At 70.9% G+C, this 24,230-nt stretch carries 26 protein-coding genes; 16 read left to right on the top strand and 10 right to left on the bottom strand.

Translation table 11 applies throughout. The features are described 5' to 3' along the window. Nucleotides 1-47: 47 nt before the first annotated feature. From ACXVUM_RS10935 to ACXVUM_RS10925, 3 genes are all read left to right on the top strand, one after another. Nucleotides 48-797: an acyl-[acyl-carrier-protein] thioesterase gene (locus ACXVUM_RS10935; protein WP_458521813.1), complete on the top strand. Its 750-nt coding sequence runs from the start codon at nt 48-50 to the stop codon at nt 795-797. A gap of 6 nt (nt 798-803) precedes the next feature. Beyond that, a complete protein-coding gene (locus tag ACXVUM_RS10930) occupies nt 804-1,580 on the top strand; it encodes an acyl-[acyl-carrier-protein] thioesterase (protein WP_458521812.1) in 777 nt (258 codons plus the stop codon). Nucleotides 1,581-1,663: 83 nt separating this feature from the next. Beyond that, nucleotides 1,664-2,428 (top strand): trans-aconitate 2-methyltransferase, encoded by a 765-nt coding sequence (locus ACXVUM_RS10925; protein ID WP_458521811.1) that lies wholly within the window; start codon nt 1,664-1,666, stop codon nt 2,426-2,428. A gap of 3 nt (nt 2,429-2,431) precedes the next feature. Here ACXVUM_RS10925 and ACXVUM_RS10920 read toward each other — a convergent pair whose 3' ends face one another. Then, entirely contained in the window at nt 2,432-3,004 is a 573-nt protein-coding gene (locus ACXVUM_RS10920) for an isochorismatase family protein (RefSeq protein WP_458521810.1), read from the bottom strand. 62 nt (nt 3,005-3,066) lie between these two features. Here ACXVUM_RS10920 and ACXVUM_RS10915 point away from each other — a divergent pair, with 62 nt between their 5' ends. Continuing rightward, nucleotides 3,067-3,510 (top strand): hypothetical protein, encoded by a 444-nt coding sequence (locus ACXVUM_RS10915; protein ID WP_458521809.1) that lies wholly within the window; start codon nt 3,067-3,069, stop codon nt 3,508-3,510. Then, nucleotides 3,467-4,123: a TetR/AcrR family transcriptional regulator gene (locus ACXVUM_RS10910; RefSeq protein WP_458521808.1), complete on the top strand. Its 657-nt coding sequence runs from the start codon at nt 3,467-3,469 to the stop codon at nt 4,121-4,123. Before ACXVUM_RS10915 ends, ACXVUM_RS10910 begins: the two co-directional genes overlap by 44 nt. Before the next feature lie 158 nt (nt 4,124-4,281). Here the strand turns inward: ACXVUM_RS10910 and ACXVUM_RS10905 are convergent, their stop codons facing one another. Continuing rightward, nucleotides 4,282-5,832 carry an alpha/beta fold hydrolase gene (locus tag ACXVUM_RS10905; RefSeq protein WP_458521807.1) on the bottom strand — a complete coding sequence of 517 codons (1,551 nt, stop codon included), beginning with the start codon at nt 5,830-5,832 and terminating at the stop codon, nt 4,282-4,284. Between the two features lie 62 nt (nt 5,833-5,894). Between ACXVUM_RS10905 and ACXVUM_RS10900 the strand changes: the two genes are divergently transcribed. Then, a complete protein-coding gene (locus ACXVUM_RS10900; protein WP_458521806.1) occupies nt 5,895-6,137 on the top strand; it encodes a DUF3072 domain-containing protein in 243 nt (80 codons plus the stop codon). Between the two features lie 9 nt (nt 6,138-6,146). Here the strand turns inward: ACXVUM_RS10900 and ACXVUM_RS10895 are convergent, their stop codons facing one another. Both ACXVUM_RS10895 and groL read right to left on the bottom strand, forming a co-directional pair. Beyond that, nucleotides 6,147-6,500: a hypothetical protein gene (locus ACXVUM_RS10895; protein ID WP_458521805.1), complete on the bottom strand. Its 354-nt coding sequence runs from the start codon at nt 6,498-6,500 to the stop codon at nt 6,147-6,149. A 174-nt stretch (nt 6,501-6,674) separates the two neighbouring features. Then, nucleotides 6,675-8,300, bottom strand: coding sequence for a chaperonin GroEL (gene groL / locus ACXVUM_RS10890; RefSeq protein ID WP_458521804.1), 1,626 nt, complete (start codon nt 8,298-8,300; stop codon nt 6,675-6,677). Nucleotides 8,301-8,549: 249 nt separating this feature from the next. Between groL and ACXVUM_RS10885 the strand changes: the two genes are divergently transcribed. After that, nucleotides 8,550-9,395, top strand: a complete 846-nt coding sequence (locus ACXVUM_RS10885) for a type IV toxin-antitoxin system AbiEi family antitoxin domain-containing protein (RefSeq protein WP_458521803.1) — start codon at nt 8,550-8,552, stop codon at nt 9,393-9,395. A gap of 79 nt (nt 9,396-9,474) precedes the next feature. Here the strand turns inward: ACXVUM_RS10885 and ACXVUM_RS10880 are convergent, their stop codons facing one another. Next, nucleotides 9,475-9,819: a GNAT family N-acetyltransferase gene (locus ACXVUM_RS10880; protein ID WP_458521802.1), complete on the bottom strand. Its 345-nt coding sequence runs from the start codon at nt 9,817-9,819 to the stop codon at nt 9,475-9,477. After that, nucleotides 9,819-10,814, bottom strand: a complete 996-nt coding sequence (locus tag ACXVUM_RS10875) for a pirin family protein (protein ID WP_458521801.1) — start codon at nt 10,812-10,814, stop codon at nt 9,819-9,821. Before ACXVUM_RS10875 ends, ACXVUM_RS10880 begins: the two co-directional genes overlap by 1 nt. A gap of 65 nt (nt 10,815-10,879) precedes the next feature. On the opposite strand from ACXVUM_RS10875, the gene ACXVUM_RS10870 reads away from it, so the two are divergent. Further along, the gene (locus ACXVUM_RS10870) at nt 10,880-11,335 is read left to right on the top strand and encodes a carboxymuconolactone decarboxylase family protein (RefSeq protein ID WP_458521800.1); all 456 of its coding nucleotides are present in this window, start codon (nt 10,880-10,882) and stop codon (nt 11,333-11,335) included. A 4-nt stretch (nt 11,336-11,339) separates the two neighbouring features. Here ACXVUM_RS10870 and ACXVUM_RS10865 read toward each other — a convergent pair whose 3' ends face one another. Then, on the bottom strand, nt 11,340-11,927 hold the full coding sequence (locus ACXVUM_RS10865; protein ID WP_458521799.1) for a TetR/AcrR family transcriptional regulator: 588 nt from the start codon (nt 11,925-11,927) through the stop codon (nt 11,340-11,342). A 97-nt stretch (nt 11,928-12,024) separates the two neighbouring features. Between ACXVUM_RS10865 and ACXVUM_RS10860 the strand changes: the two genes are divergently transcribed. Continuing rightward, entirely contained in the window at nt 12,025-13,269 is a 1,245-nt protein-coding gene (locus tag ACXVUM_RS10860; RefSeq protein ID WP_458521798.1) for an MFS transporter, read from the top strand. A gap of 7 nt (nt 13,270-13,276) precedes the next feature. Here the strand turns inward: ACXVUM_RS10860 and ACXVUM_RS10855 are convergent, their stop codons facing one another. Further along, the gene (locus tag ACXVUM_RS10855) at nt 13,277-15,247 is read right to left on the bottom strand and encodes an acyl-CoA thioesterase/BAAT N-terminal domain-containing protein (protein ID WP_458521797.1); all 1,971 of its coding nucleotides are present in this window, start codon (nt 15,245-15,247) and stop codon (nt 13,277-13,279) included. A gap of 163 nt (nt 15,248-15,410) precedes the next feature. Between ACXVUM_RS10855 and ACXVUM_RS10850 the strand changes: the two genes are divergently transcribed. The 3 genes from ACXVUM_RS10850 (at nt 15,411) to ACXVUM_RS10840 (ending at nt 18,301) form a co-directional block, all read left to right on the top strand. Then, entirely contained in the window at nt 15,411-16,583 is a 1,173-nt protein-coding gene (locus ACXVUM_RS10850; protein ID WP_458521796.1) for an acyl-CoA dehydrogenase family protein, read from the top strand. A 53-nt stretch (nt 16,584-16,636) separates the two neighbouring features. Then, nucleotides 16,637-17,761, top strand: coding sequence for an acyl-CoA dehydrogenase family protein (locus ACXVUM_RS10845; RefSeq protein ID WP_458521795.1), 1,125 nt, complete (start codon nt 16,637-16,639; stop codon nt 17,759-17,761). A gap of 78 nt (nt 17,762-17,839) precedes the next feature. Next, on the top strand, nt 17,840-18,301 hold the full coding sequence (locus ACXVUM_RS10840) for an SRPBCC family protein (RefSeq protein ID WP_458521794.1): 462 nt from the start codon (nt 17,840-17,842) through the stop codon (nt 18,299-18,301). A 4-nt stretch (nt 18,302-18,305) separates the two neighbouring features. Here ACXVUM_RS10840 and ACXVUM_RS10835 read toward each other — a convergent pair whose 3' ends face one another. Continuing rightward, complete coding sequence (locus ACXVUM_RS10835; RefSeq protein ID WP_458521793.1) at nt 18,306-19,103, bottom strand: HAD-IIA family hydrolase; 798 nt, start codon at nt 19,101-19,103, stop codon at nt 18,306-18,308. Between the two features lie 63 nt (nt 19,104-19,166). Between ACXVUM_RS10835 and ACXVUM_RS10830 the strand changes: the two genes are divergently transcribed. The 4 genes from ACXVUM_RS10830 (at nt 19,167) to ACXVUM_RS10815 (ending at nt 23,658) form a co-directional block, all read left to right on the top strand. Then, nucleotides 19,167-20,561: a M20/M25/M40 family metallo-hydrolase gene (locus ACXVUM_RS10830; RefSeq protein WP_458521792.1), complete on the top strand. Its 1,395-nt coding sequence runs from the start codon at nt 19,167-19,169 to the stop codon at nt 20,559-20,561. Further along, complete coding sequence (gene moeA / locus ACXVUM_RS10825) at nt 20,558-21,826, top strand: molybdopterin molybdotransferase MoeA (protein ID WP_458521791.1); 1,269 nt, start codon at nt 20,558-20,560, stop codon at nt 21,824-21,826. Before ACXVUM_RS10830 ends, moeA begins: the two co-directional genes overlap by 4 nt. A gap of 114 nt (nt 21,827-21,940) precedes the next feature. Continuing rightward, nucleotides 21,941-22,693: a phosphatidylserine decarboxylase gene (locus tag ACXVUM_RS10820; protein WP_458521790.1), complete on the top strand. Its 753-nt coding sequence runs from the start codon at nt 21,941-21,943 to the stop codon at nt 22,691-22,693. Beyond that, complete coding sequence (locus ACXVUM_RS10815) at nt 22,693-23,658, top strand: CDP-alcohol phosphatidyltransferase family protein (RefSeq protein ID WP_458521789.1); 966 nt, start codon at nt 22,693-22,695, stop codon at nt 23,656-23,658. Before ACXVUM_RS10820 ends, ACXVUM_RS10815 begins: the two co-directional genes overlap by 1 nt. A gap of 8 nt (nt 23,659-23,666) precedes the next feature. On the opposite strand, the gene ACXVUM_RS10810 is transcribed toward ACXVUM_RS10815, so the two are convergent. Continuing rightward, a complete protein-coding gene (locus ACXVUM_RS10810; protein ID WP_458521788.1) occupies nt 23,667-24,143 on the bottom strand; it encodes a hypothetical protein in 477 nt (158 codons plus the stop codon). Nucleotides 24,144-24,230: the final 87 nt, after the last annotated feature.

Genomic DNA, 24,230 nt, shown 5'->3' with positions numbered 1-24,230 from the left:
ACAGGTACGTTCGGCGGACGTGTCCCCGCCCATCCACCGGGAGATCCATGCCGCTCACCGAGCCGCTCCAACCCATGCCCGACCACGGGTACGTGTTCACCACACAGTGGCCGGTCCGTACCAGCGACATGAACGAGAGCGAGGTGCTCGGCACCGATGCCGTCGCCCGGTACCTGCAGGAGGCCGGCGCACTGCATCTCGCCGACGGTGAGGCCCTCGCCGACCATCAGTTCTGGATCGCGCGTCGCACCGTCATCGACATGATCGAACCGGTGTCGTGGCCGAACACCGTCACCGTGTCCCGGTGGTGCTCGGCGCTGTCCAACCGCTGGTGCGACATGCGGGTGCGCATCGAGGGTGAGAACGGCGGGCTCGTCGAGACGGTCGGCTTCTGGATCAACATCAACATCGAGACACGCGGCATCGGCCGGATGAGCGATCACGTCGTCGAACGGCTCTCGACCACCGCCGACGACACCCGTCTGCGCTGGAAACCGTCGATCCGGGAGCCGATGCCGCCCGAGTCCGACCGCACGTTCCAGATCCGACGCACCGACACCGATCGCTTCGGGCACGTCACCAACGCCATCTACTGGCAGATGGTGGCCGAGGTCTATCCGGAGGTCGACGAACTCGTCGCCGGACCGCACCGCCTCGTGGTCGAGTTCGACACCCCGATCATGGTCGGCGAGGAGGTCCACATCACCACCGCGCCGATCGAGTCGGGGGTGCTGATCTGGATCTCGGTGGACGGCGAGTCCCGATCCCACGCGTCGATCACGCACTTGCCAGACTGAGCGGCGATGCCTCTCACCGATCGTCTCGTCGACCTGCCCTCCGAGGGCTACGTCTTCCACACCTCCTGGCCGCTGTCCAGCGCCGACATCGACCAGTACGAACGCCTCAGCGTCGACGGGGTGGCCCGCTACCTGCAGGAGGCGGGCGCCCAGCACCTCGTCGACGCCGGTGCGTTCGAGGCGCACAAGTTCTGGATCGTCCGACGGACCGTGATCGACGTGATCCGGCCCATCGCCTGGCCGGACACCGTGCAGCTGTCGCGCTGGTGTGCCGGCATCTCGCCGCGGTGGTGCTCGATGCGGGTGCGCATCACCGGCGACGGCGTCGACGGGGCGCCGGGCGGTCTGATCGAGACCGAGGGCTTCTGGATCAACATGAACATGGAGACGAAGTCGCCGGGTCGGATGGAGGACCGCTTCTTCGAGATGCTCGCGACCACCACCGACGAACGTCGCCTGCGGTGGAAGCCGTGGCTGACGACGCTCCCGGAGTCCGACGACGGACCAGTGTTCGCCCTGCGTCACGCCGACACCGATCGCCTCGACCACGTCAACAACTCGATCTACCTGCAGGCGCTGCGCGAGGTCTTCCCGCAGGCCGGGTCACTGGTGGAGAACCCGTATCGCCTGGTCATCGAGTACGACAAGCCGATCACCTACGGCGAGACCGTGCACATCGTCAGCGAGGAGTTCGACCACGAGACCGGCGCAGGGCTGCTCGTCTGGCTGACCGTCGACGGGGACGTGCGCGCCCGCGCCTCCATCACGCCGATCGCTGTGTGACCCTTGTGAGCGCCTCACAGTACGCGCATACTGTTTACTAGCAGTACGCGCGTACTGTTCAGATGCGCCCCGAGGAGACACCGATGTGGGACCCCGCCCAGTACCTCACCTTCGCCGATCACCGCGGCCGCCCCTACGGCGAGCTGATCACCCGGATCGGCGCCACGGCACCGCGCGTCGTGGCCGATCTCGGGTGCGGTCCGGGGAACCTCACCGTCGGCCTTCGCGACCGCTGGCCGGACACCCGGATCGTCGCGGTGGACTCCTCACCGGAGATGGTCGCCGCGGCCCGCGACCGCGGACTCGACGCCCACGTGGTCGACGTCGCCGAGTGGACCCCCGGGCCGGATGTCGACGTGATCGTCTCGAACGCGACACTGCAGTGGATCCCCGAGCACCGGGACCTGCTGCGGCGCTGGGTCGCCGCGCTGGAGCCGGGGTCGTGGCTGGCGTTCCAGGTGCCCGGCAACTTCGAGGCACCGTCGCACCGGGCGATCCGCGAGCTCGCCGCGTCGGCGGCATGGCGGGGCCGTCTCGACGGGCTCGAACTGCGCGGCGGCGAGACGGTGGAGGACCCCGTCGGCTACGCGGACATCCTCCGACAGGCCGGCGCACGCGTCGACGCGTGGGAGACGACGTACCTCCAGGAACTCGAGGGGCCCGACGCCGTGCTCGAGTGGGTCACGGGTACCGCGCTCACGCCGGTGCGCGACGTCCTCGACGACGCGGGCTGGGACGCGTTCCGCGCGGACCTCGCGCCGATCCTGCGGACGGCGTACCCGGAACACGCCCCGGGCAGGACGTGGTTCCCGTTCCGTCGGGTGTTCGTCGTCGCGGAGATCGGCTGACGCTCAATCGATCCGCGCACCCGCGTCGGCCATCTCACGCAAGGCCGCGGCGCTGGTGTCCGCTGACACCCCGGCGACGAGATCGCGTCGCACACGGACGGTGACCCCCGCGCCGATCGCGTCGAGTGCCGAGGCCCGCACGCAGTGATCGGTGGCGAGTCCGACCACCTCGACGCTCCCGATGCCGTTGTCGCGGAGGATGTCCGCGAGGGCCACGCCGTCGGCGGTCGCGCCCTCGAACGCCGAGTAGGCGGGTTCGCCGCGCCCCTTGTAGATCTCGACGTCGACCGAGGACGTGTCGAACGCCGGGTGGTACTCGGCGCCCGGCGTTCCGGCGACACAGTGGATCGGCCACGTCGTGGTGTAGTTCGGCTCGCCGTCGAGCGCAAAGTGCCCGCCGTTGTCGGAGTCGGCGTCGTGCCAGTCGCGGGATGCCACGACGAGCGCGTAGTCGTCACGATGCGACGTCAGAAGGTCGGTGACGCCCTCGGCGACCGCCGACCCACCGACCACGCCCAGTGCGCCGCCCTCGGTGAAGTCGTTCTGCACGTCGACGATCAGCAGTGCTGTGGTCATGTCTCGAATCTAGTCGCGCCGGGACCTTGTCTGTTGACCGACCAGTCATTAATAATGCCCACATGGTCAACAGCAACGTCACCTCGTCGGCGCATCTCTGGCTTCGGCGGGTGGTCCTCGCGTATTCGACGATCGCGGTCGGGACGGTCGTGGCCCTGGCGATCGTGCAGTCCACCGCACCGCGGCACGCCACGCCCGACGCCTGGGTGCACGCCGCGGTCGTCGCGGTGTTCGCCCTCGTTCTCCCGCTGCGACTCCCGGGCATCCGGGCGGGGAACCGACGGGCGTTGCGGGCGGTCGGGATCATCTCGGGCGTGCTCGTCGCGGTGAACGCCGTCGAGGCGTCGATCCCCGGCTTCGTCCCCGCCTGGATGCGGGTCGAGATGGTGGTGATCGCGCTCGTGATGCTCGCCTCGGTGGGCCTCGTCGTGACCATCGCGCTCGCGGAGAACAATGGCGGGCATGAGCCCATCCGGTCGGCCGCGGGAGATGGCGTCGCGTCCTGACGTCGACGCACCGGTCCGCGTTCGCGTGCGTCTGAGCGCAGACGAGCGTCGTGAGCAGATCATGGCGGCGGCCGTCACCGTGATCGCCGATCGCGGGTACACGGCCGCCTCCGCCACCGCGATCGCCGCTACGGCGGACGTCGCGAAGGGCCTCGTCTGGCGCTATTTCGACGACCGTGACGACCTGATGTACCGCACCGCGATCCACGTCGCGACCCGGCTACGGGACGAGGTGGTGCAGCGGCTCGACCTGCAGCAGCCCGCGCCCGACGTCATCCGACAGGCGGTGCGCCACATGGCCTCGCTGACCCGCACACACGCCGCCGAGTTGCGCGCGCTCGACCAGATCGCGAACAACCTGCACACCGTCGACGGCGATCTGCGGCTGTCGGTGGACGACTACGAGGACGGTTACCGCCTGCAGGAGTCGCTGTTCGCACGCGGGATCGCCGAGGGATCGCTGGCGAAGGCGGACACCCGGGTCATGGCGGTGACGTACCAGGGCGCGATCGACGCCATGCTCGGCTACCTCCGCCACCACCCCGAGGTCGACCCCGAGCGGTACGCGGCGGCGATGGCCGAGGTCCTCGTCCGCGGTTACGCGACCAGATGATCGAGTCGTGACGGCCGGGGGGACCGCCTGCTCGATGTCGGCGACCACCGCGGCGGTGGATGTTCCGTGCGCGAGCGCGGCCTCGAGCCGACGCGTGCCGAGATGGCACCAGGGACAGGCGATGTCGGATCACACGGCGACGGCGATGGGTTCCGTCGTCACCGCAACGAGGTGGTGATCGGGGCCTGTGGCGCTCGGGTGACGTCGGTGCGACCGGTGCGGAGGTACTCCACGATGGCGTCGTCGACGACGGGGTTGGCGCGACCGAACTGGGCGTGATCGCCGCCCCCGACGGTGATCAGGTGGGCACCCATCCGCGCCCGGAGTTCCAGGCCCGGTCGGTACGGCGTCTGCGGATCGCCGAGCGCCTGTATCTGCAACGGGCGCACGCGCAGTCGCGCACCCGAGACGGCAACCGGACGCGCGGAGGGCGTGACCCCCGAACAGTAGAGACCCGACTCGAACAGCAGGCCCGGGCCGGCCACCGGGTCCGAGACGAGAAGCTGGTCCGCCAACGACGCCGGGACGAGGCCCAGGTCGGCAGGAACGGCGTTCTCGTTGCAGAACAGCGTGTTCTGCATCGCCACGGAGTTCAGTGCGACGCGCCGGTCCTCGGGCGACGGCGTCCGCGGCGCCTGGGGCGCGGCGACGATCCGCTGGGCGATGAGCGGCCAGGAGTTGCGGTCGGGCGCGCCGATCCTGGTGAGCGACAACAGGGTTGACGCCGACTGCCGCTTTCCGGTGACGAGGCTCGCGAGCAGGTTCTCGAACCGCGCCCGCGCGGGACCGGTGAGGTCCTGACCGGTGATGTAGGCCTGCGCCTGCGCGCGCAGCCCCGGCGGTACGTCGCCGACACGGGCCGGCGGCGGGCTCAGCGACGGCGGGACACCCGCCTCTGCCGTCACCTTCGCGCTCCAGGTGCGGTAGACGGCCAGCGGTGTCGCTCCGAGTCGGTAGATCGAGTCGTGCGCCGCGATCCAGGTGAACAGGTCGGTGATACGGGCCCGGTACCCCGGCGTCTGCGCCGTGAGCAGGGTGTTCCACTCGAGTCGGGGATCGACCGCCGAGTCGAGGATCAGGCGGTCGGTGTGCTGCGGGAAGAGCGTCGCATACGTCGACATCAGCGTCGTGCCGTAGGAGATCCCGAGCAGGTTCACACGGTTGCCGAGCCCGAGTTGTGCACGCGCGGAGTCGATGTCGCGGGCAGTGTTCGCGGTGGTGATCGAGCGGATGTAGGCCGGGGACGACTTCTTCTCGCACGAGGCCCGCAGCGCGCCCGCCGCGAACAGATACGACGCCGGGTCCGACGGGGACGGCGGTGCGCAGTCGAGCGCTCCGGCGCCGATCAACCCGCGCGGCTGCACGGCGACCAGGTCATAGGAGTCACGGACGGCGGCGGGGGCCTGCAGCAGGGTGAACATCCCGATCGCGTCGCCGCCGGGCCCACCGGGGTTGCCCAGCAGCACTCCCCGCCGCTCACCACGCGCGGGCAGCTTGGACACGAGCACGTCGACACTGCCCGCGGACGGTCGGGCGTAGTCGACGGGGACACGGATCGTGGTGCACACCGTGTCCTTCGACGCGCCGTGCACGGCAGGGCACGGCCCCCACGTCGGCGAGGCCTGTGCGGCGCCGGCCGGGACGAGCATCGCCGCGACGGCGGCGAGAAGCGGGGCGAGGACGGCGGCACGTGTTCGGCGCGAGGTCACGGCGCTCACCGTATCGGGGGCAGCCGGTCGACGGCGCATCGAATCGGGCGTACGGTCGGGTGATGACCGAATCGAACTCACGTTCGACCCCGGAGACCGGCGAGGTCCTCGGTGCCGACGCAGGGAACACCACGGAGAAGGACCCCCAGGAGTGGGTCACCGGCGACGAGCCGATGACCGGCGCGCAGAAGAGCTACTTGGACACCCTCGCCCGCGACGCGGGCGAGACGCTCTCGGCCGACCTCACCAAGGCCGAGGCCTCCGCCGAGATCGACCGCCTCCAGGGCAAGACCGACCGCGGCTGAGGGCGGGCCTCAGTCCCACTGGACCAGTTCGGTCTGCACGTCCCCCAGCACGACGGTCGCGTTGCGGCCTGTCGGTACGTCGGCAGGCGGCGCGACGACCGCGGCGGTGTACGGAGCCAACTCGGTGAGCGCGCCGTCGAGGTTGTCGACGAGCCACGTCGTCTGTGTGGCGGCGATCGCGGCGAGCGCTGAGTCGTCGCCGGCGACGATCACCGCGTCGTCGGTGACGACCACCTCCAGTCCGCGGGCGGGGATCGCGAATCGCCGTGCCCGAGAGTCGTCGAGTCCCGCACTGTGCCGAACCGCCAGTGCGACATCGAGATCGGTGGTGTGAATCCGGCCGAACGTACGCAGCACCTGCATCGCTCCACGGTAGCGACAGGGCCCGGCCACTGTTCACGCGATCGGTTCCGCCTCCCGCGACCGGCGCAACGGTCGCGGATGACAGGAACGGTCGCCGGAAGGCAGAAACGCCGGAGGCCGGCCACCGCGAACGGTGACCGGCCTCCGGTTGTCTGGTGAGTCAGACGGAGGGGCTCAGAAGCCCATCCCGCCCATCTCGTCGCCGCCCGGCATGGCCGGGGCCGGGTTCTTCTCCGGCTTGTCGGCGACGACGGCCTCGGTGGTGAGGAACAGGGCCGCGATCGAGGCTGCGTTCTGCAGCGCCGAGCGGGTGACCTTCACCGGGTCGTTGATGCCGGCGGCCAGCAGGTCCTCGTACTCGCCGGTGCCGGCGTTGAGGCCGGTGCCCAGCGGGCTGTTGCGGACCTTGTCGGCGACGACGCCGGGCTCGAGGCCGGCGTTGAACGCGATCTGCTTGGCCGGGGCCTCGAGCGCGACGCGCACGATGTTGGCACCGGTGGCCTCGTCACCCGTGAGCGACAGGCCGTCGATGGCAGCCTCGGACTGCAGCAGGGCGACGCCACCGCCGGCGACGATGCCCTCCTCGACCGCAGCCTTGGCGTTGCGGACGGCGTCCTCGATGCGGTGCTTGCGCTCCTTGAGCTCGACCTCGGTCGCGGCGCCGGCCTTGATGACGGCGACGCCACCGGCCAGCTTGGCCAGGCGCTCCTGCAGCTTCTCGCGGTCGTAGTCGGAGTCGCTGTTCTCGATCTCGCCACGGATCTGGGCCACACGACCGGCGATCGCGTCGGAGTCACCGGCGCCCTCGACGATGGTGGTCTCGTCCTTGGTGACGACGACCTTGCGCGCGGTGCCGAGCAGCTCGATGCCGGCGCCCTCGAGCGAGAGGCCGACCTCTTCGCTGATGACCTCGCCACCGGTGAGGATGGCGATGTCGGCCAGCATGGCCTTGCGGCGGTCACCGAAGCCCGGGGCCTTGACGGCGACGGACTTGAAGGTGCCACGGATCTTGTTCACGACCAGGGTCGACAGGGCCTCGCCCTCGACGTCCTCGGCGATGATGAGCAGCGGCTTGCCGGCCTGGATGACCTTCTCCAGCAGCGGGAGCAGGTCCTTGACCGTCGAGACCTTGCCCGAGACGAGCAGGATGTAGGGGTCCTCGAGGACCGCTTCCTGACGATCGGCGTCGGTCACGAAGTAGCCCGAGATGTAGCCCTTGTCGAAGCGCATGCCCTCGGTGAGCTCGAGCTGCAGGCCGAAGGTCTGAGCCTCCTCGACCGTGATCACGCCTTCCTTGCCGACCTTGTCCATGGCCTCGGCGATGAGCTCGCCGATGGACGGGTCGCCCGCGGAGATGCCCGCGGTCTGCGCGATCTGCTCCTTGGTCTCGACCTCACGGGCGCTCTTCAGCAGCGACTCGGTGACGGCCTCGACGGCCTTCTCGATGCCGCGCTTCAGGCCGAGGGGGTTGGCGCCGGCCGCGACGTTGCGCAGACCCTCACGCACGAGCGCCTGGGCGAGAACGGTGGCGGTGGTGGTGCCGTCGCCTGCGACGTCGTCGGTCTTCTTGGCGACCTCCTTGACGAGCTCGGCACCGATCTTCTCGTAGGGATCCTCGAGCTCGATCTCCTTGGCGATGGACACACCGTCGTTGGTGATGGTGGGGGCGCCCCACTTCTTCTCCAGGACGACGTTGCGACCCTTGGGTCCCAACGTCACCTTGACGGCGTCGGCGAGGCTGTTGAGGCCCCGCTCGAGGCCGCGACGGGCCTCTTCGTCGAACGCGATTTGCTTGGCCATGCGAAGTGATCCTCCGATAGGGGGTGACACTGAAGTTCGTTGGCCGGACTCGGTGCCCGCGACGGACGACCGGGTATCAGCAGGACCCGCTCTCACCGTCCCGACCTGGCACTCACGGTCCGCGAGTGCCAACCGCATTTCTAGCACTCGACCCTGGTGAGTGCAAGGTCACGGGGGTCGGACCGAGGTTGTCCACAGGCCGGACTCGGCACTCTGGTGTGGGACCGGTTCCTCGACGACCATCGGCGGGTGCACGACGCGATCGCCCTCGCCCGACAGAACGGCGGCGTGCTGTCGCGATCGCAGCTCGCGGGCACCGGATTCACCGACGCCGACGTCGCCCGGGCCGTCAGGGCGGGAACACTCGAACGGCTCCGACGCGGCTGGTTCGCGACCACGATCGCCGATCCCCTGATCCGACAAGCCGTCACCGCGGGCGGGGTCCTGACCTGCCTTCCCGCTCTGCGCCGACACGGGGTCTGGGTACCCGAGCACCAGCGCAAGGTGCATGTGCGAGCCGAGAACCGCGGGAGGTCGGTACGCGGAGGATGCCGACTGCACGGTCCTGCACCCCGCCCGGACAGCGCTGTCGACGACCTGCTGACCGCCCTGCGCTACTCGGTCCGCTGCCTGGACGCCGAGGGCCTGATCGTCGTGGTCGACTCCGTGCTGAACGGGAGGCTCGCCACCGTCGACGAGGTGGAGACGGCACTCGTCCACGCCCCGCGACGAGTGCGGGAACTCCTCGCGCGATGCGACGCGCAGGCGCAGTCGGGCACGGAGACGATGGTGCGACTACGCCTGCGTTCGATGAACATCGCGGTGACGACACAGCATCCGGTGCCCGGCGTGGGGTCCGTCGACCTCCTCGTCGGCGACAGGCTCGTCATCGAGGTCGACAGCCACGCGCACCACACGGGTGTCGAACGGTACGAGGCCGACCGGGCCCGTGACCGGCGCCTCGTGCAGCTCGGGTACGTCGTCCTGCGGCTCAGCTATCACCAGGTCGTCCACGACTGGCCCGCGTGCGAGGCGGCGATCCTCGACCTCATCCGTCGGCGGGCACATCGCGGACGGCCCGCGGGCGCGGCGTGACGGTGACGAAACTCTGCGCGCAGGCGCACACCATCGACCATGCGTCCATCGCGCACCGCTCAGTGCAGAGTTTCGACGCTCAGCCGGCGTGCTCGCGGAGAAATGCGCGATCGTCGCGGGTCGGCTTGTCGACGATGTCGGCGTAGTCCTGGTGCTTGTCGACGAATGCCGCGAACAGCGGGCACACCGGGACGACCCGTATAGCCGCGGCACGCATCGCGTCCAGCGACTCACGGACCAGGATGGTGCCGAGTCCGCGACCGCCGTACGCCTCGTCGACCTCGGTGTGGAAGAAGATGCGCCGACCCGCGTGGTCGCGGTAGTGGGCGGACCCGACGACGGTGCCCTCGATCGCGATCTCGAACCGCTGCCGGTCGGGGGCGTCGGCGACGACGACCTCGACGCCGGTCTTGTCGACCGTCATCAGATCTCTCCTCGCGGTCGGGCGCGCGGGTCGGGGTTGCGACGCGGGCGCAACGTGGTGGTCGGGAGCGTCGGGGCCGGGATACGTGGTCGCGGGCCGACGTAGCCCTCGACCGAGCCGAAGCGATCGGCCCCGGCCTCCCATTCCGCGCGGTACGCGGCGATCTCGTCGTGGGTCCGGCCGACGAAGTTCCACCACATGACGATCTCCTCCCCGAACGGCTCGCCGCCGAGGACGAGGACGCGGCCGGCGTCGTCGCCGGTGTTGGCGATGGAGATCCGATCGGCACCCACACCGACGTAGCCGAGTTCCGCCCGCTCGAGCGGCTCACCGTCGACGGCGATCGCGCCCGCGTCGACCAGCACGCCGTGTTCGAAGGTTGGGTCGACGTCGAGGACCACGGTCGCCCCGGGGTCGACGACGAGTTCTGCACCGAGCAGCGGCGTCGCCGTCGGGACGGGCGACGTGGAACCGGCCGCTGAGCCGAGGAACACCCGCACCGACCCGCCATCGACGTCGACGGCCTCGGGCGCGTGGTGGTGGAACTGCCGCGCGGCGTGGCGGTCGGATTCCGGCAGGGCCAGCCACAGCTGCGCGCCGTGCAGGACGGTCGTGTCGGGTGTCGACACCTCGGAGTGGCTGATCCCCGCGCCCGCCGACATGAGGTTGATCTCGCCGGGACGGACCATCGCGTGGACGCCGTCGGAGTCGCGGTGCTCGATCTCGCCGGAGAACAACCAGCTGACCGTCGCGAGACCGGTGTGCGGATGCGGCGCGACGTCCATGCCGCCGGTGGCGGAGACGTCGTCGGGTCCGTAGTGGTCGATGAAGCACCACGCGCCGATCAGCGACCGTCGACGCTGGGGCAGGGTGCGTCGCACCGCCATCGCCCGCGGACCGCCGAGCGGGACCTCGCGTGCGGTGATCACCTCGACCGCGACCGGCGGGCCGGGTACGCAGTCCTCCACGACGGGGTCGATCTCCAGATTGCTCATGACCTCTGCCCTCTAGGGTGCGTTCGTGCACCGAGTTTACGGTCGCGAGGTGAGAGAGGACCCCTGTGTCGGAGCCCCACGTCTACATCGACAAGCAGTCGCCGGCGGTCTACCGCGCGTTCGGTGAGGCGGCCGCCGCGGTGTCCGACGCGAGCCGCGACGCCGCCATCCCCCGTGTCCTCGTCGAACTGATCAACGTGCGGGTGTCGCAGATCAACGGTTGTGCGTTCTGCCTCGATCTGCACACCCGGCGCGCGATCGCCGCGGGCGAGACGTCGAACCGTCTCGCGACGCTCCCCGCCTGGCGGGACACCGAGCTCTTCGACGACGTCGAGCGGGCTGCGTTGCGTCTCGCCGAGGTGGTCACGACGCTGCCCGATCACGACACCCAGGAACGCGAGTACGGGCACGCGCGCGCCGTACTGAACGACGATCAGGTGTCGGCCGTGGTGTGGGTGGCCATCGCCATCAACGCCTTCAACCGCGTGTCGATCCTGAGCAGGCACCCGGTCCGCCAGTGACGGCTCAGCGAGATGCGGGCACCCGAGCGCTCATGGCCAGGACGTCGTCGACGAGGTGGTGCGCGTAGTCGTCGTCGACGGGCAGCCCGAACACGACGTGGTGGTAGAGCGGGGCGATGACGTGCTCGAGGACCTGCGCGACCGTCGGGACGGACTCGCCACGGTCGGCCGCACGGGTCAGCATCTCGTCCGCCTGCTGCATCCGGACGTTCCAGCAGGGGCAGTTGCCCGGCGTGCCGACTCGCGCGCCGACCATCGCGCGGAGGTAGACGATGCGCTGCGGGCGGGTGATGTCGGCGGCGATGATCGACGCCCACTCGCGGAGGTCACCGACGACGCTGCCGGTGTCCGGGAGGGGCTCGTCGTCGGTGAGTGCGGCGACCGCCACCTCTGAGAGCAGTGCCTCGATCGATCCCCACCGGCGGTAGACGCTCGTCGGGTTGACGCCTGCGCGCTCGGCGACCTGCGGGACGGTCACCGAGTCGCGGTGGCCCTCGCTGACGAGTTCGCCGACAGCGGCGTAGACCGCGGCCTGCACGCGCGCGCTACGCCCGCCGGGGCGGCGCACGGTTCGACGGTTCGACGTGGACATGCGACCATTATTGCAAACGACTTGGCGTTAAGCCCACATCTCGGCTACCGTCAGCGAAAAGCAAACGACATTGCTTTAGCGAGACCCGGAGGTCGAGATGCCCCGTCTGCCCCAGCCCGTCGCGTTCTGGCTGGTCGCCGTCACCACGGCGACAGTCCTGCTGTCGTCGGCGGCACCCTCACCGCTCTACCCCGTCTACCAGCAGGTCTTCGGGTTCTCCGCGTTCACGCTGACCGTGGTGTTCGCCGTGTACGTCATCGCGTTGGTGGGCACGCTCCTCACCGTCGGATCCGTCTCCGACCACATCGGTCGACGGCCGGTGCTCGCCGCGTCGATCGTCCTTCTGGTCGTGGCGATGGTCGTGTTCGTCGAGGCCGACGGCACCGGCATGCTGCTGACCGCCCGCGTCCTGCAGGGCCTGGCGACCGGCGCCCTCACCGGTACCGCGAGCGCAGCCCTCGTCGACCTCGCACCCACACCGCATGTCGGGTCGATGGTCAGCACCGCGACCCCGCCGCTGGGACTGGCGATCGGTTCGGTGCTCGCGGGCGTCCTGGTCCAGTACGCACCCTTCCCGCGCGAACTCGTCTACGTGGTCGTCGGGACGGCGCTGACGCTGCTGTTGATCGCGGTGGCGTTCCTCCCCGAGACGTCCCCGATGCACGGCTTCGAATCGCGTCGGCACATCGCGACGACGCTCGCCCCGTCGATGTCGGTGCCGGGTGAGGTCCGCGGCGCCTTCCTCGCCGCGGCCCCCGCGATGGCGGCGACGTGGGCCCTCGGCGGGCTCTACCTGTCGCTGGGATCGTCGATCGCGGCGAAGGTCCTGGGCGTCACCAATCACGCGGCGGCCGGTGCGGTCCTGTTCTCCTTCTTCGGCAGCGCCGCCACCGCTGCGGCGCTCGGGACCCGACTGCCGTCGCGGCTGGCTCTGACCGTCGGTTACGGCGCACTGGGTGGTGGCGTGCTGGTGACGATGGCGGCCACGCTGCTCGCCTCCGCGCCGCTGTACATCGTCGGGTCGGTCGTCGCGGGGATCGGGTTCGGAACCACGCTGCTGGGGGTCATCACGACGATGGCCACGACGGCGGCGGCCGGTGACCGCGGCCGGGTGTTCGCCGCGGTGTTCGCCCTGAGCTACACCGCGTTCAGCGTCCCGGCCGTCGTCGCCGGGCTGATCACCACCCACGTCGGACTGACCCCGACCGCGGTCGGGTACGCGCTGTTCATCGTCGCGCTGGTCGCGATCGCCGCGGGTGCAGCCGTGGTGGTCGGCCGACGTCCCGGGCCCGACGAGTCCGTCGAACAGCTCGAGGCCGAGATGCGCGAGTGCGCCGCGTGACCCCTGCTCAGTCGGTGATCTGACCGAGGAAGTCCAGGAGCGCCTCGCGTGCGGCGCGCTGACCGAGCGCCTGACCCACGCGGTCACCGCCGAACGCGATCCCGCCGGTCCACGGCGCGGCCGTCGGGATCTCCGCGGGGCGGACGAGATGACCGGCACCGGGGAGCACGACGAGTCGGTCGACGTCCTCGCGGACCATCGAGTACGCCATCCGCGCCGACGGCCACAGTGCGTCGTCCGCCCCGACGATGCACAGCATCGGCACCGGCACCTCGACGCCGAGCCGGGGACCGTCGGGAGACGCCGACGTCGGCGCGGCGTCCAGACCGGCCGCGTACGCAGGCCACAGCCGCAGCAGGCTGGGTCGCCCGTGCGCGATGTCGCGGCCGACGCTCGCCGCCTCGCGGACGAGCTGCGGCATCAGGCGCCCGGTGGGGACCGCCGCCCAGGGCACGGGGGCACCCGACCACGTCCACGACGGCGTGTCCGGGACCTCCCCGTCGGGTCCCACCGCCTGCCAGCTGACCGACGACGGGCTGATGAGCACGAGACCGCTCAGGACCGTCTCACGCAACGCCTCCCCCGCGAGACCCACGGCTGCGAGCAGACCCTCGGCCCCACGGGAGGTGCCGACCGCGACGACGTGGAGCGGGTCCGCGTCCTCGAGGGCGCAGGCCTCGGTGAGCGCCCGGGTGAACCGTTCGAGCGGGATGCCGGTGATGGTGGCCTCGGTCGGTGACGTCGGCTCGTCGACCCAGGAGACGGCGACCGCGAGATGTCCGTGCGACGCGAGCATCGCGACGGTCGACCGCTGCGAGTCGACGCCGCCTTCGGATCCGCCGAAACACACCACGGTCGGCCATCCGCCGGTCGGCCGCGCACCGCCGGGGCGGGCGACGACAGCCGCTCGACCACCGAGGGTCACCTCGCTCAGGGAGACGTCGCTGTCGCCGTGTCGGCGGGCGACGCTGCGGCGGGCGAGGTCCCGATCGTCGCTGCGGACGGTGACGGTGACGGTCCAGTCGTCGGCGGGCGGGACGAACATCTCCCCGGGGTCGTCGACGGCGCCGGCCAGCGGGGTCGGGAGCATCGACCAGATCGGTGCCGCGGGATCGGCTCGATCCCAGTCGCCCTCGTCCGGGACGTCGCGCGAGGTGTCGACGCGACCGTCGTCGGCGACCGTGAACCGGGCGCGGGACGTCCACCGTCGACCGACGATGTCCTCTCCGGCGCAGAGGAGCTCGAGTCGACCGCCGGGGTCCGCGCCGTCGATCTCGACGACGAACGGCTCGTCGTGGCGGCCGGCGACGGGCAGCCGGAGGACCACCGTGGCGTCGTCGAGGTCGGGTGGGGGCGCAGGCCTGTCACCGAGCGGTACGGCCGGCACCGACCGCGCCGTGACACGAGTGGACTGCTTCTCGAACCACGGCGGGAACGCACCGGACACCGCGCCGGCGACGCCGAGCACGACGAACGGCACCACCCAGTAGCAGACGACGGACAGGGGCCGGTCGGCGTCGCGGATCGTCGCCGCACCGTCGACGATCGGCGGGACGAACGACACCGCGGTCATCACCGCGAACGCGGCGACCCACATCCAGGTCATCGCGAGGGTGATGGTGCGGAACCCGTCGGTGCGTGCGGTCACCGGGTCGACGGAGTCGGATGCGTACTCGCGTACGAACGGGCGCCCGACGAGGACCCCCACGAGCGCGACGAGGAACAACCCGAGGTTGCCCAGCGGCTGCAGCCAGCGCTCGAGCACCGCGTCGTCGACGCTCAGCGCGACGACCAGGAGGACGACGAACACCACCGCCGTACCCACGTCGAGGGAGCGCCACCGTCCGTCCCGCCGGCGGGAGACGGCGAGCGCGAGGACGGCGACACCCGTCGCGCAGACGACGGCCACCACGAAACCGGTGTTGCCCACCAGGACCCAGAACAGGATCCAGGGGGCGAACCCGAGGATGAAGGACACCGCGAGATCTCTCCTCCCACCCCCCTGCAGGACATCTCAGCGCATCCGGTCGCCCCGCACCCCGTGTTCGGGCACGTCGTCGTTGCCGACCTGCGACCTCGGCACCGCGCACCGAGACGGGGTCGTGCTTCCCGGGCACGCCGCCCGGGAGTATCAAGGAGGTATGCACCTGCAGCTCACGCCCGACGAGGCGGCTTTCCGCGACGAGATGCGGACGTTCTTCACCACGAAGATCCCCAAGGAGATCCGGGAGCGCTCGGCGAAGGGCGCCCTGAACTTCCCCGACGACATCATCACCAGCCAACGAATCCTCAACGAGGAGGGCATCGCTGTCCCGAACTGGCCCGTCGAGGCCGGTGGCAAGGACTGGACGCCGGTGCAGCGGCACATCTGGCAGGACCAGCTGAACCTGGCCGCCGTACCCGAGCCGCTGGCGTTCAACGCGGCGATGGTCGGGCCGGTCATCGCGCAGTTCGGGTCGCAGGAGATCAAGGACCGCTTCCTGCCCGCGACGGCCAACCTCGACATCTGGTGGTGCCAGGGGTTCTCCGAGCCCGAGGCCGGCTCCGACCTCGCGTCGCTGAAGACCAAGGCCGTCCGCGACGGCGACCACTACGTCGTCAACGGCCAGAAGACGTGGACCACGCTGGCGCAGTACGCGGACTGGATCTTCTGCCTCGTGCGCACCGACCCCGACGCCCCGAAGAAGCAGGCGGGCATCAGCTTCCTGCTCATCGACATGAACTCCGAGGGCATCGAGCGTCGCCCCATCCAGCTCATCGACGGCGGCCACGAGGTCAACGAGGTGTGGTTCACCGACGTCCGGGTCCCAGTCGAGAACCTCGTCGGCGAGGAGAACCAGGGCTGGAGCTACGCCAAGTTCCTCCTCTCGAACGAGCGTGGCGGCATCGCCCGGGTCTCGTACAACAAGATCCGCCTCGCGCGGGCCAAGGAACTCGCCGCGTCGATCACCACGCCGACCGGGACCCTTCTCGACGACCCGCACATGCGCGCGCGCTTCGTCGAACTCGAGAACGCGCTGCTGGCACTGGAACTCACCCAGCTGCGTGTGGTCGCGTCGGACACGGGCGGCAAGCCGAACCCGGCGTCGTCGGTGCTGAAGCTGCGCGGCAGCGAGATCACGCAGGAGGTCACCGAGTTGATGACCGACCTCGCGGGCAACGACGCGTTGACCGTCTTCGACCCCGCGGTCGACGACTCCGAATGGGCTCACCTCGCCATGCCGACCTATCTGAACACCCGCAAGGTGTCGATCTACGGCGGGTCGTCGGAGGTCCAGCGGCAGATCATCTCCTCCGGCATCCTCGGTCTCTGACCGACCCACCCACCTGTCATTTCCGACCGAACCCACGAGAGGGTCGTTCCCCCATGGATTTCGAACTGACCGAGGAGCAGACGCTCCTGCGTGACACCGCCCGCGAGGTGCTCGGCCGCGCCTACGACGTCGAGAAGTTGCGCGATGTCGCCGCCACCGACCGCGGCTGGAGCGAGAGCGTGTGGAACTCGCTCGCCGAGATCGGCATCCTCGGACTGCCGTTCTCCGAGGACGACGGCGGCGCCGGTGCCGGTTTCGCCGAGACAGCCGTCGTCGCCGGTGAATTCGGCCGCTCACTCGCGCCGGAGCCGTTCATCACCGGTATGGCCACCCCCGGTGTCGCCGTCGCCGCGACCACCGACGACGCGTTGCGGGCGGAGCTCGTCGGGGCGCTCGCCGCGGGCGAACTCGTCCTCGCCTACGCGCACGACGAGCCCGGCGACCGGTGGCCGGCCTCGGCGCTCGCGACGACGGCGACCGCGTCGGGCGACGGGCACACGATCACGGGCACCAAGACGCCCGTCCTAGCCGGCGATGTCGCCGGGAAGTTCGTCGTCACCGCGACACTCGACGGCGCTCCGGCGCTGTTCGTCGTCGACGCCGACGCATCCGGCGTCACCCGGACCGCGCTGCGGACCCACGACCGGCGTCGCGCCGCCCGGATCACCTTCGACGGCGCCGCGGCCACCGCGCTCCCCGTCGCCGACGCCGCAGCCGTGATCACCGAGACCGAGGTCGTCACGCAGACGCTGCTGTGCGCCGAGGCCGTCGGCGCCATGGAGCAGGCTCTCGACCAGACGACGGAGTACCTGAAGTCGCGCAAGCAGTTCGGTGTGCCGCTGAAGACGTTCCAGGCGCTCACCCACCGCGCGGCGAACATGTACGTCGAGCTCGAGCTCGCCCGCAGCATCAGCACCTACGCGACGATGCGGCTCGCCGACGGTGACGTCGACCCCGCGACGGCCTCGCGCGCGAAGCTGCAGATCTGCACGTCGGCCCGACTGATCGGCCAGGAGGCCATCCAGCTCCACGGTGGCATCGGCCTCACCGCCGAGTACCCGGTGGGGCACGTCGTCAGCCGTCTGACGGCGATCGCCCGCACCCTCGGGACCGCCGACGACCACCTGCGCGTGCTGTCGGACTCCGTCGCCGACCACGACATGTTGACGCTCATCTAGGGCGCGGTACCCGGGACGGTCCCGGATACCGGGTACCGCCGGTTACACTCACTTCGCCCCCGCGACGAAGGAGTCACCATGGCCGCCCCGCTGCTCGAGCACTCGACCGAGATCGCCGCCACCCCGGAGAAGGTGTGGTCCATCGTGTCCGACCTGCGGCGCATGGGCGAGTGGAGTCCGCAGTGCCGCAAGGTGATCGTGCGCGGTGGGTCGGTCCGGTTGGGCACCAAGACGATCAACGTCAACAGGCGGGGTCTGCTGGCGTGGCCGACCACCGCCACCGTGGTGCGCTTCGAACCGAACAAGCAGATCGCCTACCGGATCACCGAGAACCGGACGGTCTGGGGGTTCGAGATCACCCCGATCGACGGCGGTGTGCGGCTCACCGAGCGCCGCGAGGCGAAGGACGGCCGGACCACGAAGGTCTCGTCGACACTGATCGGCCTGGCGATGGGCGGGACCGAGTCGTTCGACGCCGAACTGGAAGAGGGCATGCGCGAGACGCTCACCAAGATCAAGGCCGCGGCCGAACGCGGCTGAGCCCTCAGGCGTCGAGGGACTCGATCAGGTCCGGCAGATCCGCGACCGAGTCGATGACATGGTCGGGCACAGGCCCGAACTCGTCGGCGAGGACACGATCGAGTTCCTCGGCGCGGTACTTGCCCGTCCGCACCAGGACACCCCGCAGCGCCGACGCCTGCGCGCCGAGCACGTCGTTGTGCAGGTCGTCGCCGACCATGACCACCGACGTCGGTTCCATCCCGAGCATGTCGACAGCGGCGCGGAAGCCGATGGGCGACGGCTTCCCGATCGCCCGGATCGACTGTCCTGCAGCCTTCTCCAGACCCTCGAGGTAGACACCGGTGTCGATCTTGACACCGTCGTCGGTCGACCACGTCATCGAGCGGTGCATCGCGACGACGGGCGTGCCGTCGAGCATCATCTGCAGCACCCGCGACATCGCCTCGTGGGTGAATCCCGGTCCCGCCCCACCGAGTACGACCACCTCGGGATCAGCGTCGGGTCCGTCGACGATCTCGACACCGGACATGTCCTCGGCGATCGGCCCCTTGTTCATCACCCACACGCGACGGCCCGGGTACTCGGAGCCGAGGAACTCCGCGGTGAGTCGCGCGGCGGAGAGGATCTCGTCGGCGGCGACCCGCAGACCGCAGGACGTGAGAGCGTCGGCGATCTGCTGCCGCGACTTCGACGTGGTGTTGGTCAGGAACATCCGCGGCAGACCACGACGTTCGAGGGCCTCGAGCGCATCCACCGCGCCGGGCAGCGGATGCCACGAGGTGACGAGCACCCCGTCGATGTCCAGCAGCAACCCGGTCATGACGCGAATCTAGTCGCCCCCTGTACCGGTCGCACCACGCCTGCCACTGGCATGCTGGCTGACATGTCCTCGACGCCGGACCCGGCCACCACCTCATCCGCCCCGTCAGAACTGGCCCCGGTCGTCGCCGACCTGATGGATCGCGCCCGCACCGATCTCGCCGAGCTGGTCGCGTTCCCGTCGGTCCACGGCGCCGACGGCCACGAGCAGGCGTGCAGCGACGCGGCGCAGTGGGTCGTCGACGCGTTCACCGAGGCCGGGGTGCCGTGTTCGACGCTGTGCACCGTCGACGGGAGCCACGCCGTCATCGGCCACCACCCCGGACCCGACGGCTCCCCGACCGTCCTGCTGTACGCCCACCACGACGTCCAGCCCGTCGACGAGGCCGACTGGTCGTCGCCGCCGTTCACGCTCACCGACCGCGACGGCCGGTGGTATGGCCGCGGCGCCGCCGACTGCAAGGGCAACGTCATCGCCCATCTGACCGCGCTGCGGGCACTCGGCGCGGTCGGCGACTCCGGCCTCCCGGTCGGCGTCCGCGTCATCGTCGAGGGATCGGAAGAGGCCGGCGGCGAGGGACTCGACCGGCTGGCGCGGGATCAGCCGGACCTGTTCGACGCCGACGTGATCCTCGTCTGCGACACGGGCAACGTCGCCATCGGCACACCGACCCTGACCACCAGCCTCCGCGGCGTCGTCAACGTGAAGGTCACCGTCGAGACACTCGGGTCGCGTGTGCACTCCGGGCAGTTCGGCGGGGCCGCCCCCGATGCTCTCGCCGCGCTCGTCGCCGGTCTCGCCAGCCTGCGCGACGCCGCCGGGAACACCACCATCGACGGACTCGACGCCACCGGGGAGTTCGACGGCGTCCCGTACGACCCGGACACCTTCCGGTCCGACGCGACCGTTCTCGACGGTGTCGATCTCGTCGGGTCCGCGCCGCCGGCCGACATGGTGTGGGCGCGGCCCGCGGTCACGGTGATCGGCATCGACGCACCGTCGACCACGAACGCCGCGTCCGCGATCGCGCCGCACGCCGCCGCGATGCTCAACCTGCGGGTGCCGCCCGGCATCGACCCCACCACCGCCCGCGAGGCGCTGGAAGCCCATCTGCGTGAACACATCCCGTGGAACGCCCGGGTGACGGTCGAGCCCGAGGCGGCGGGTGCGCCGTTCTCCGCCGACACCACGGGCCCCGGGTACCGGGCGCTGACGGCGGCGATGGAGGAGGCATACGGACGGACGGTCGTCCACTCCGGACAGGGCGGGTCGATCCCGCTGTGCACCGTGTTGTCGGAGATCCGACCGGACGCGGAGATCGCCCTGCTCGGCGTCGAGGAGCCGCGCTGCCGCATCCACGCCAGCGACGAGAGCGTGGATCCCGACGAGATCGCGCGCACCGCACTGTCGGAGGCCCTGTTCCTGCGTCGGCTCGCCGCGACGGGCACCTCGGCGTGAGCGGTCACGACCACCCGCTGCGCCCCGGCGAGACCCTCCGTCCGGTCGAGGAGCACGCGCGGGTCGTCGCCGAGCTCCTCGCCGTCCCCCCTGCCGTGCGCATCCCGATCGGCGAGGCGTCGGGGCGTGTCACCGTCGCCGACATCCGCGCCCCGATCGCGTTGCCCGGGTTCGACAACTCCGCGATGGACGGGTACGCGGTACGGGCCGGCGACGTCGCCGGCGCCTGCGACGACGCACCGGTACGCCTGCCCGTCGCCGAGGACATCCCGGCCGGCCGGACCGACGAGCTGACACTGGCCCCCGGCACGGCGCACCGCATCATGACGGGCGCCCCCATGCCCGATGGGGCCGACGCCGTCGTGCAGGTGGAGTACACCGACGGCGGCACCGACACCGTCTCCGTCCGACGCGCGGTCGGCCCCGGCACATCCGTGCGTCGGGCCGGGTCCGACATCACCGCCGACGACCTCGCCCTCGAGAGCGGGACCGTCCTGCGCGCCCCGCAGATCGGCCTGCTCGCCGCACTGGGGATCGCCGAGGTCGAGGTCCCCGCCCGTCCGCACGTGGTGGTGCTCTCGACCGGCAGCGAACTGGTGGCGGCCGGGCAACCCCTGCGGCACGGACAGATCCACGAGTCGAACGGCGCCATGCTGTGCGCCGCGCTGACGGCGGCCGGGTCGCGGGCGACCGCACTGCACTTCGTCCCCGACGACGTCGAGGAGTTCCGCGCCCATCTGGACGCCATCGTCGATTCCGACGACCCGCCGGACCTGGTCCTCACCTCGGGCGGGGTGAGCGCCGGTGCCTACGAGGTGGTCAAGGACGCCCTGGAGCGCGACGACGTCGACTTCGTGAAGGTCGCGATGCAGCCCGGCATGCCGCAGGGCTGCGGTCACTACACCGCCGCATCGGGCCGGGCCGTCCCGATCGTCACCCTCCCGGGCAACCCGGTGAGCGCGCAGGTGTCCTTCGAGGTCTTCGTGCGGCCGCCCCTGCGCGACGCGATCCGCCTCCCCCGCGAGCGGCCCCGGGCACGCGCGGTCCTCACCGACGACCTCCGCTCCCCGCAGGGCAAGCGTCAGTTCCGGCGCGGGGTCGTCGAGACCGACGGCGACGGGTCGCTGCGCGTGCACCCGATCGGACCGCCCTCGTCGCACCACCTGCGCTACCTCGCCTCGGCGAACGCACTCATCGACATCCCTGCCGGCACCGCCGACGTCTCCGCGGGGCACAGCGTCGACGTCCTGCTGCTCGACGACTGAGGTGGGCGGATCCCACCCGACGATTCCGCGGTGGCGGGCGGGAGCCGTTAGGCTGGCGACCCGGAAGATCCGTTTCGCGGACATGCGCCGACGAGGAAGGGATGGTCGAGGCACGTGGCACGACGCCCGAAGCCCGCCACCTCCGCCGTCCCGGGCGCCGCCGTCGGGGAACGCGGCCGACTCACCCGTCACACGCAGGGCCTGTCCCACGTCGTCGAACTCGTGAGCCACACCCTGCCCCCGATCCACCGCGCCGGGCTGCCGTTCATCGCCGCGCCCGCGGCGGTGGCGATCGCGGGCCGCCGCACCCGATGGATCCGTACGCCCGCGATCACCGCATCGCTCGCCTGCGCCGCGTTCTTCCGCCACCCCGACCGCGTCCCGCCCACGGCGGCCGGTTCCGTCGTCGCACCGGCCGACGGGGAGATCACGCTCGTCGACAGCGCGGTGCCCCCGCCCGAGCTGGGTCTCGGCGTCGAGCCCCTGCCGCGGGTGTCGACCTTCCTGAGCATCCTCGACGTGCACGTCCAGCGCAGTCCCGTCGCTGGTCAGGTGGTCTCGGTGACCCACACGCCGGGTCGGTTCCTGTCCGCGGACCTGCCGGCGGCCAGCGCCGAGAACGAGCGCACCTGTATGCACATCCACACCGACGGCGGCGCCGACGTGGGGGTCGTGCAGATCGCCGGGCTCATCGCCCGACGCATCGTCACCGACAGACGCGCAGGCGACCGCGTCGAACTCGGTGAGACCTACGGCCTCATCCGGTTCGGTTCCCGGGTCGACGTCTACCTGCCGGTCGGGACCGAACCCGTCGTGCTGCCCGGCCAGCGGGCCGTCGGTGCCGAGACCGTCCTGGCCAGGCTCTAGTGGTCCAGCAGCGGGCGGCCCGGCCCGGCTCCGGGACACGCCGCCGCCGCGCTCTGCGTCGCCCGGGTGCACCCGAGGCCCGCAGGCGCACACCCGGTCGTGTCGGCGCCGACCGCCGTGTCCCCGACCTCGCCGCCGGACGACTCCTCGTGCCGTCCGCCATCACGGTCCTCGCGATCTGCGCGGGCCTCTCCGCGGCGCGCTTCGCCCTCGACGACCGCGTCGACCTCGCGGTCGGGATGATCGCCGCCGCGGCCCTCCTCGACGGTGTCGACGGGCGGATCGCGCGACTCCTCGACGCCACCACCCGGATCGGCGCGGAACTCGACTCGCTGGCCGACGCCATCAACTTCGGTGTGGTCCCCGCGCTCACGGTGTACCTGCTGTTGCTGCGCGGACAGGACGCCGGATGGGTGATCGTCCTGATCTACGTGTGCGCCATCGTGTTACGTCTCGCGCGGTTCAACATCCTCGACGACGACATGGACGCGCCCACCTACACCCGCGACTACTTCGTGGGCGTCCCGGCGCCCGCGGCGGCCATCATCGCACTGCTCCCGGTGGCGTGCGAGCAGCAGTTCGGGCTGGGGTGGTGGACGTCGACGACGGCCGTCGGTGCGTGGCTGCTCGTCTCCGCGGGCCTGGCGGTCAGCCGGATCCCGACGATCTCGGTGAAGTCGGTGTCGGTGCCCCCGCATCAGCTCGCGGGCATCCTCATCGTCGTCGCGATCGGTGCCGCGCTGCTCGTGACGTTCCCCTACCTGCTGATGCTGCTGCTCATCGCCGGGTATCTCGTGCACATCCCGTTCGCGTGGCGCGCGAGCCGGTGGGCCGCCGAGCGGCCGCACATGTGGGACAAGGCGCCGTCGGAACGACGCGCCGAGCGGCGGGCCGCCCGCGGCGACCGGACCCGCCCGACCCGATCACAGACCCGGCTGGGCCTGCGGCGGCCGGGCCGGCCCTGACGGTCCGATCAGCCGCGCGACACCTGGTAGAACACCGAGTTCCCGCCTCCGGCCGAGCCGGCGACGCTGCCCACCTCGACGGTGTAGCGCGTGCCCGACTTCGTCGCCGTCAGGACCACCACCTTGTTGCCGCCGTCGGTGGTCCGCTGCTGCACGGTGTACCCCGCACGGGTCAGGTCGCCCACGGCGTCGTCGAGACCCGTGGTCGCGTTCGCCGGGCCCTGCACGGTGAGGTTCCAGCCCTCGTCGGCCGTTCCCCCGGCGGACAGCAGGGTGCCGTCGAGGACGGGCACGTCCGAGCGCGGGAAGTCGTTCGGCAGCGACAGCGCCGACGGCCCGGTCGACGTCGCCGGCTTGTCCGACCCGGACCCGCAGGCGCCGACGAGTCCGCACAGCGCGAGCACGGCGACGACCGACAGCACCACCTGACGACTCCGACGATGGCCGGCGCCGCGGGGTGCGGCAGCGGTCGAGATGGTTCGCATGATGTCCTCCGTTCGCCAGGGGGCAACCTACCGGCACCTGCGCGGGTGCGCCGGGCCGACACCGCCACAAACGGACACGCCCGGTAG

The organism is Williamsia sp. SKLECPSW1 (genome assembly GCF_054332755.1).
The sequence above is the reverse complement of the archived record's forward strand: the minus strand, read 5'-3'. Positions and strand labels throughout refer to the sequence as shown.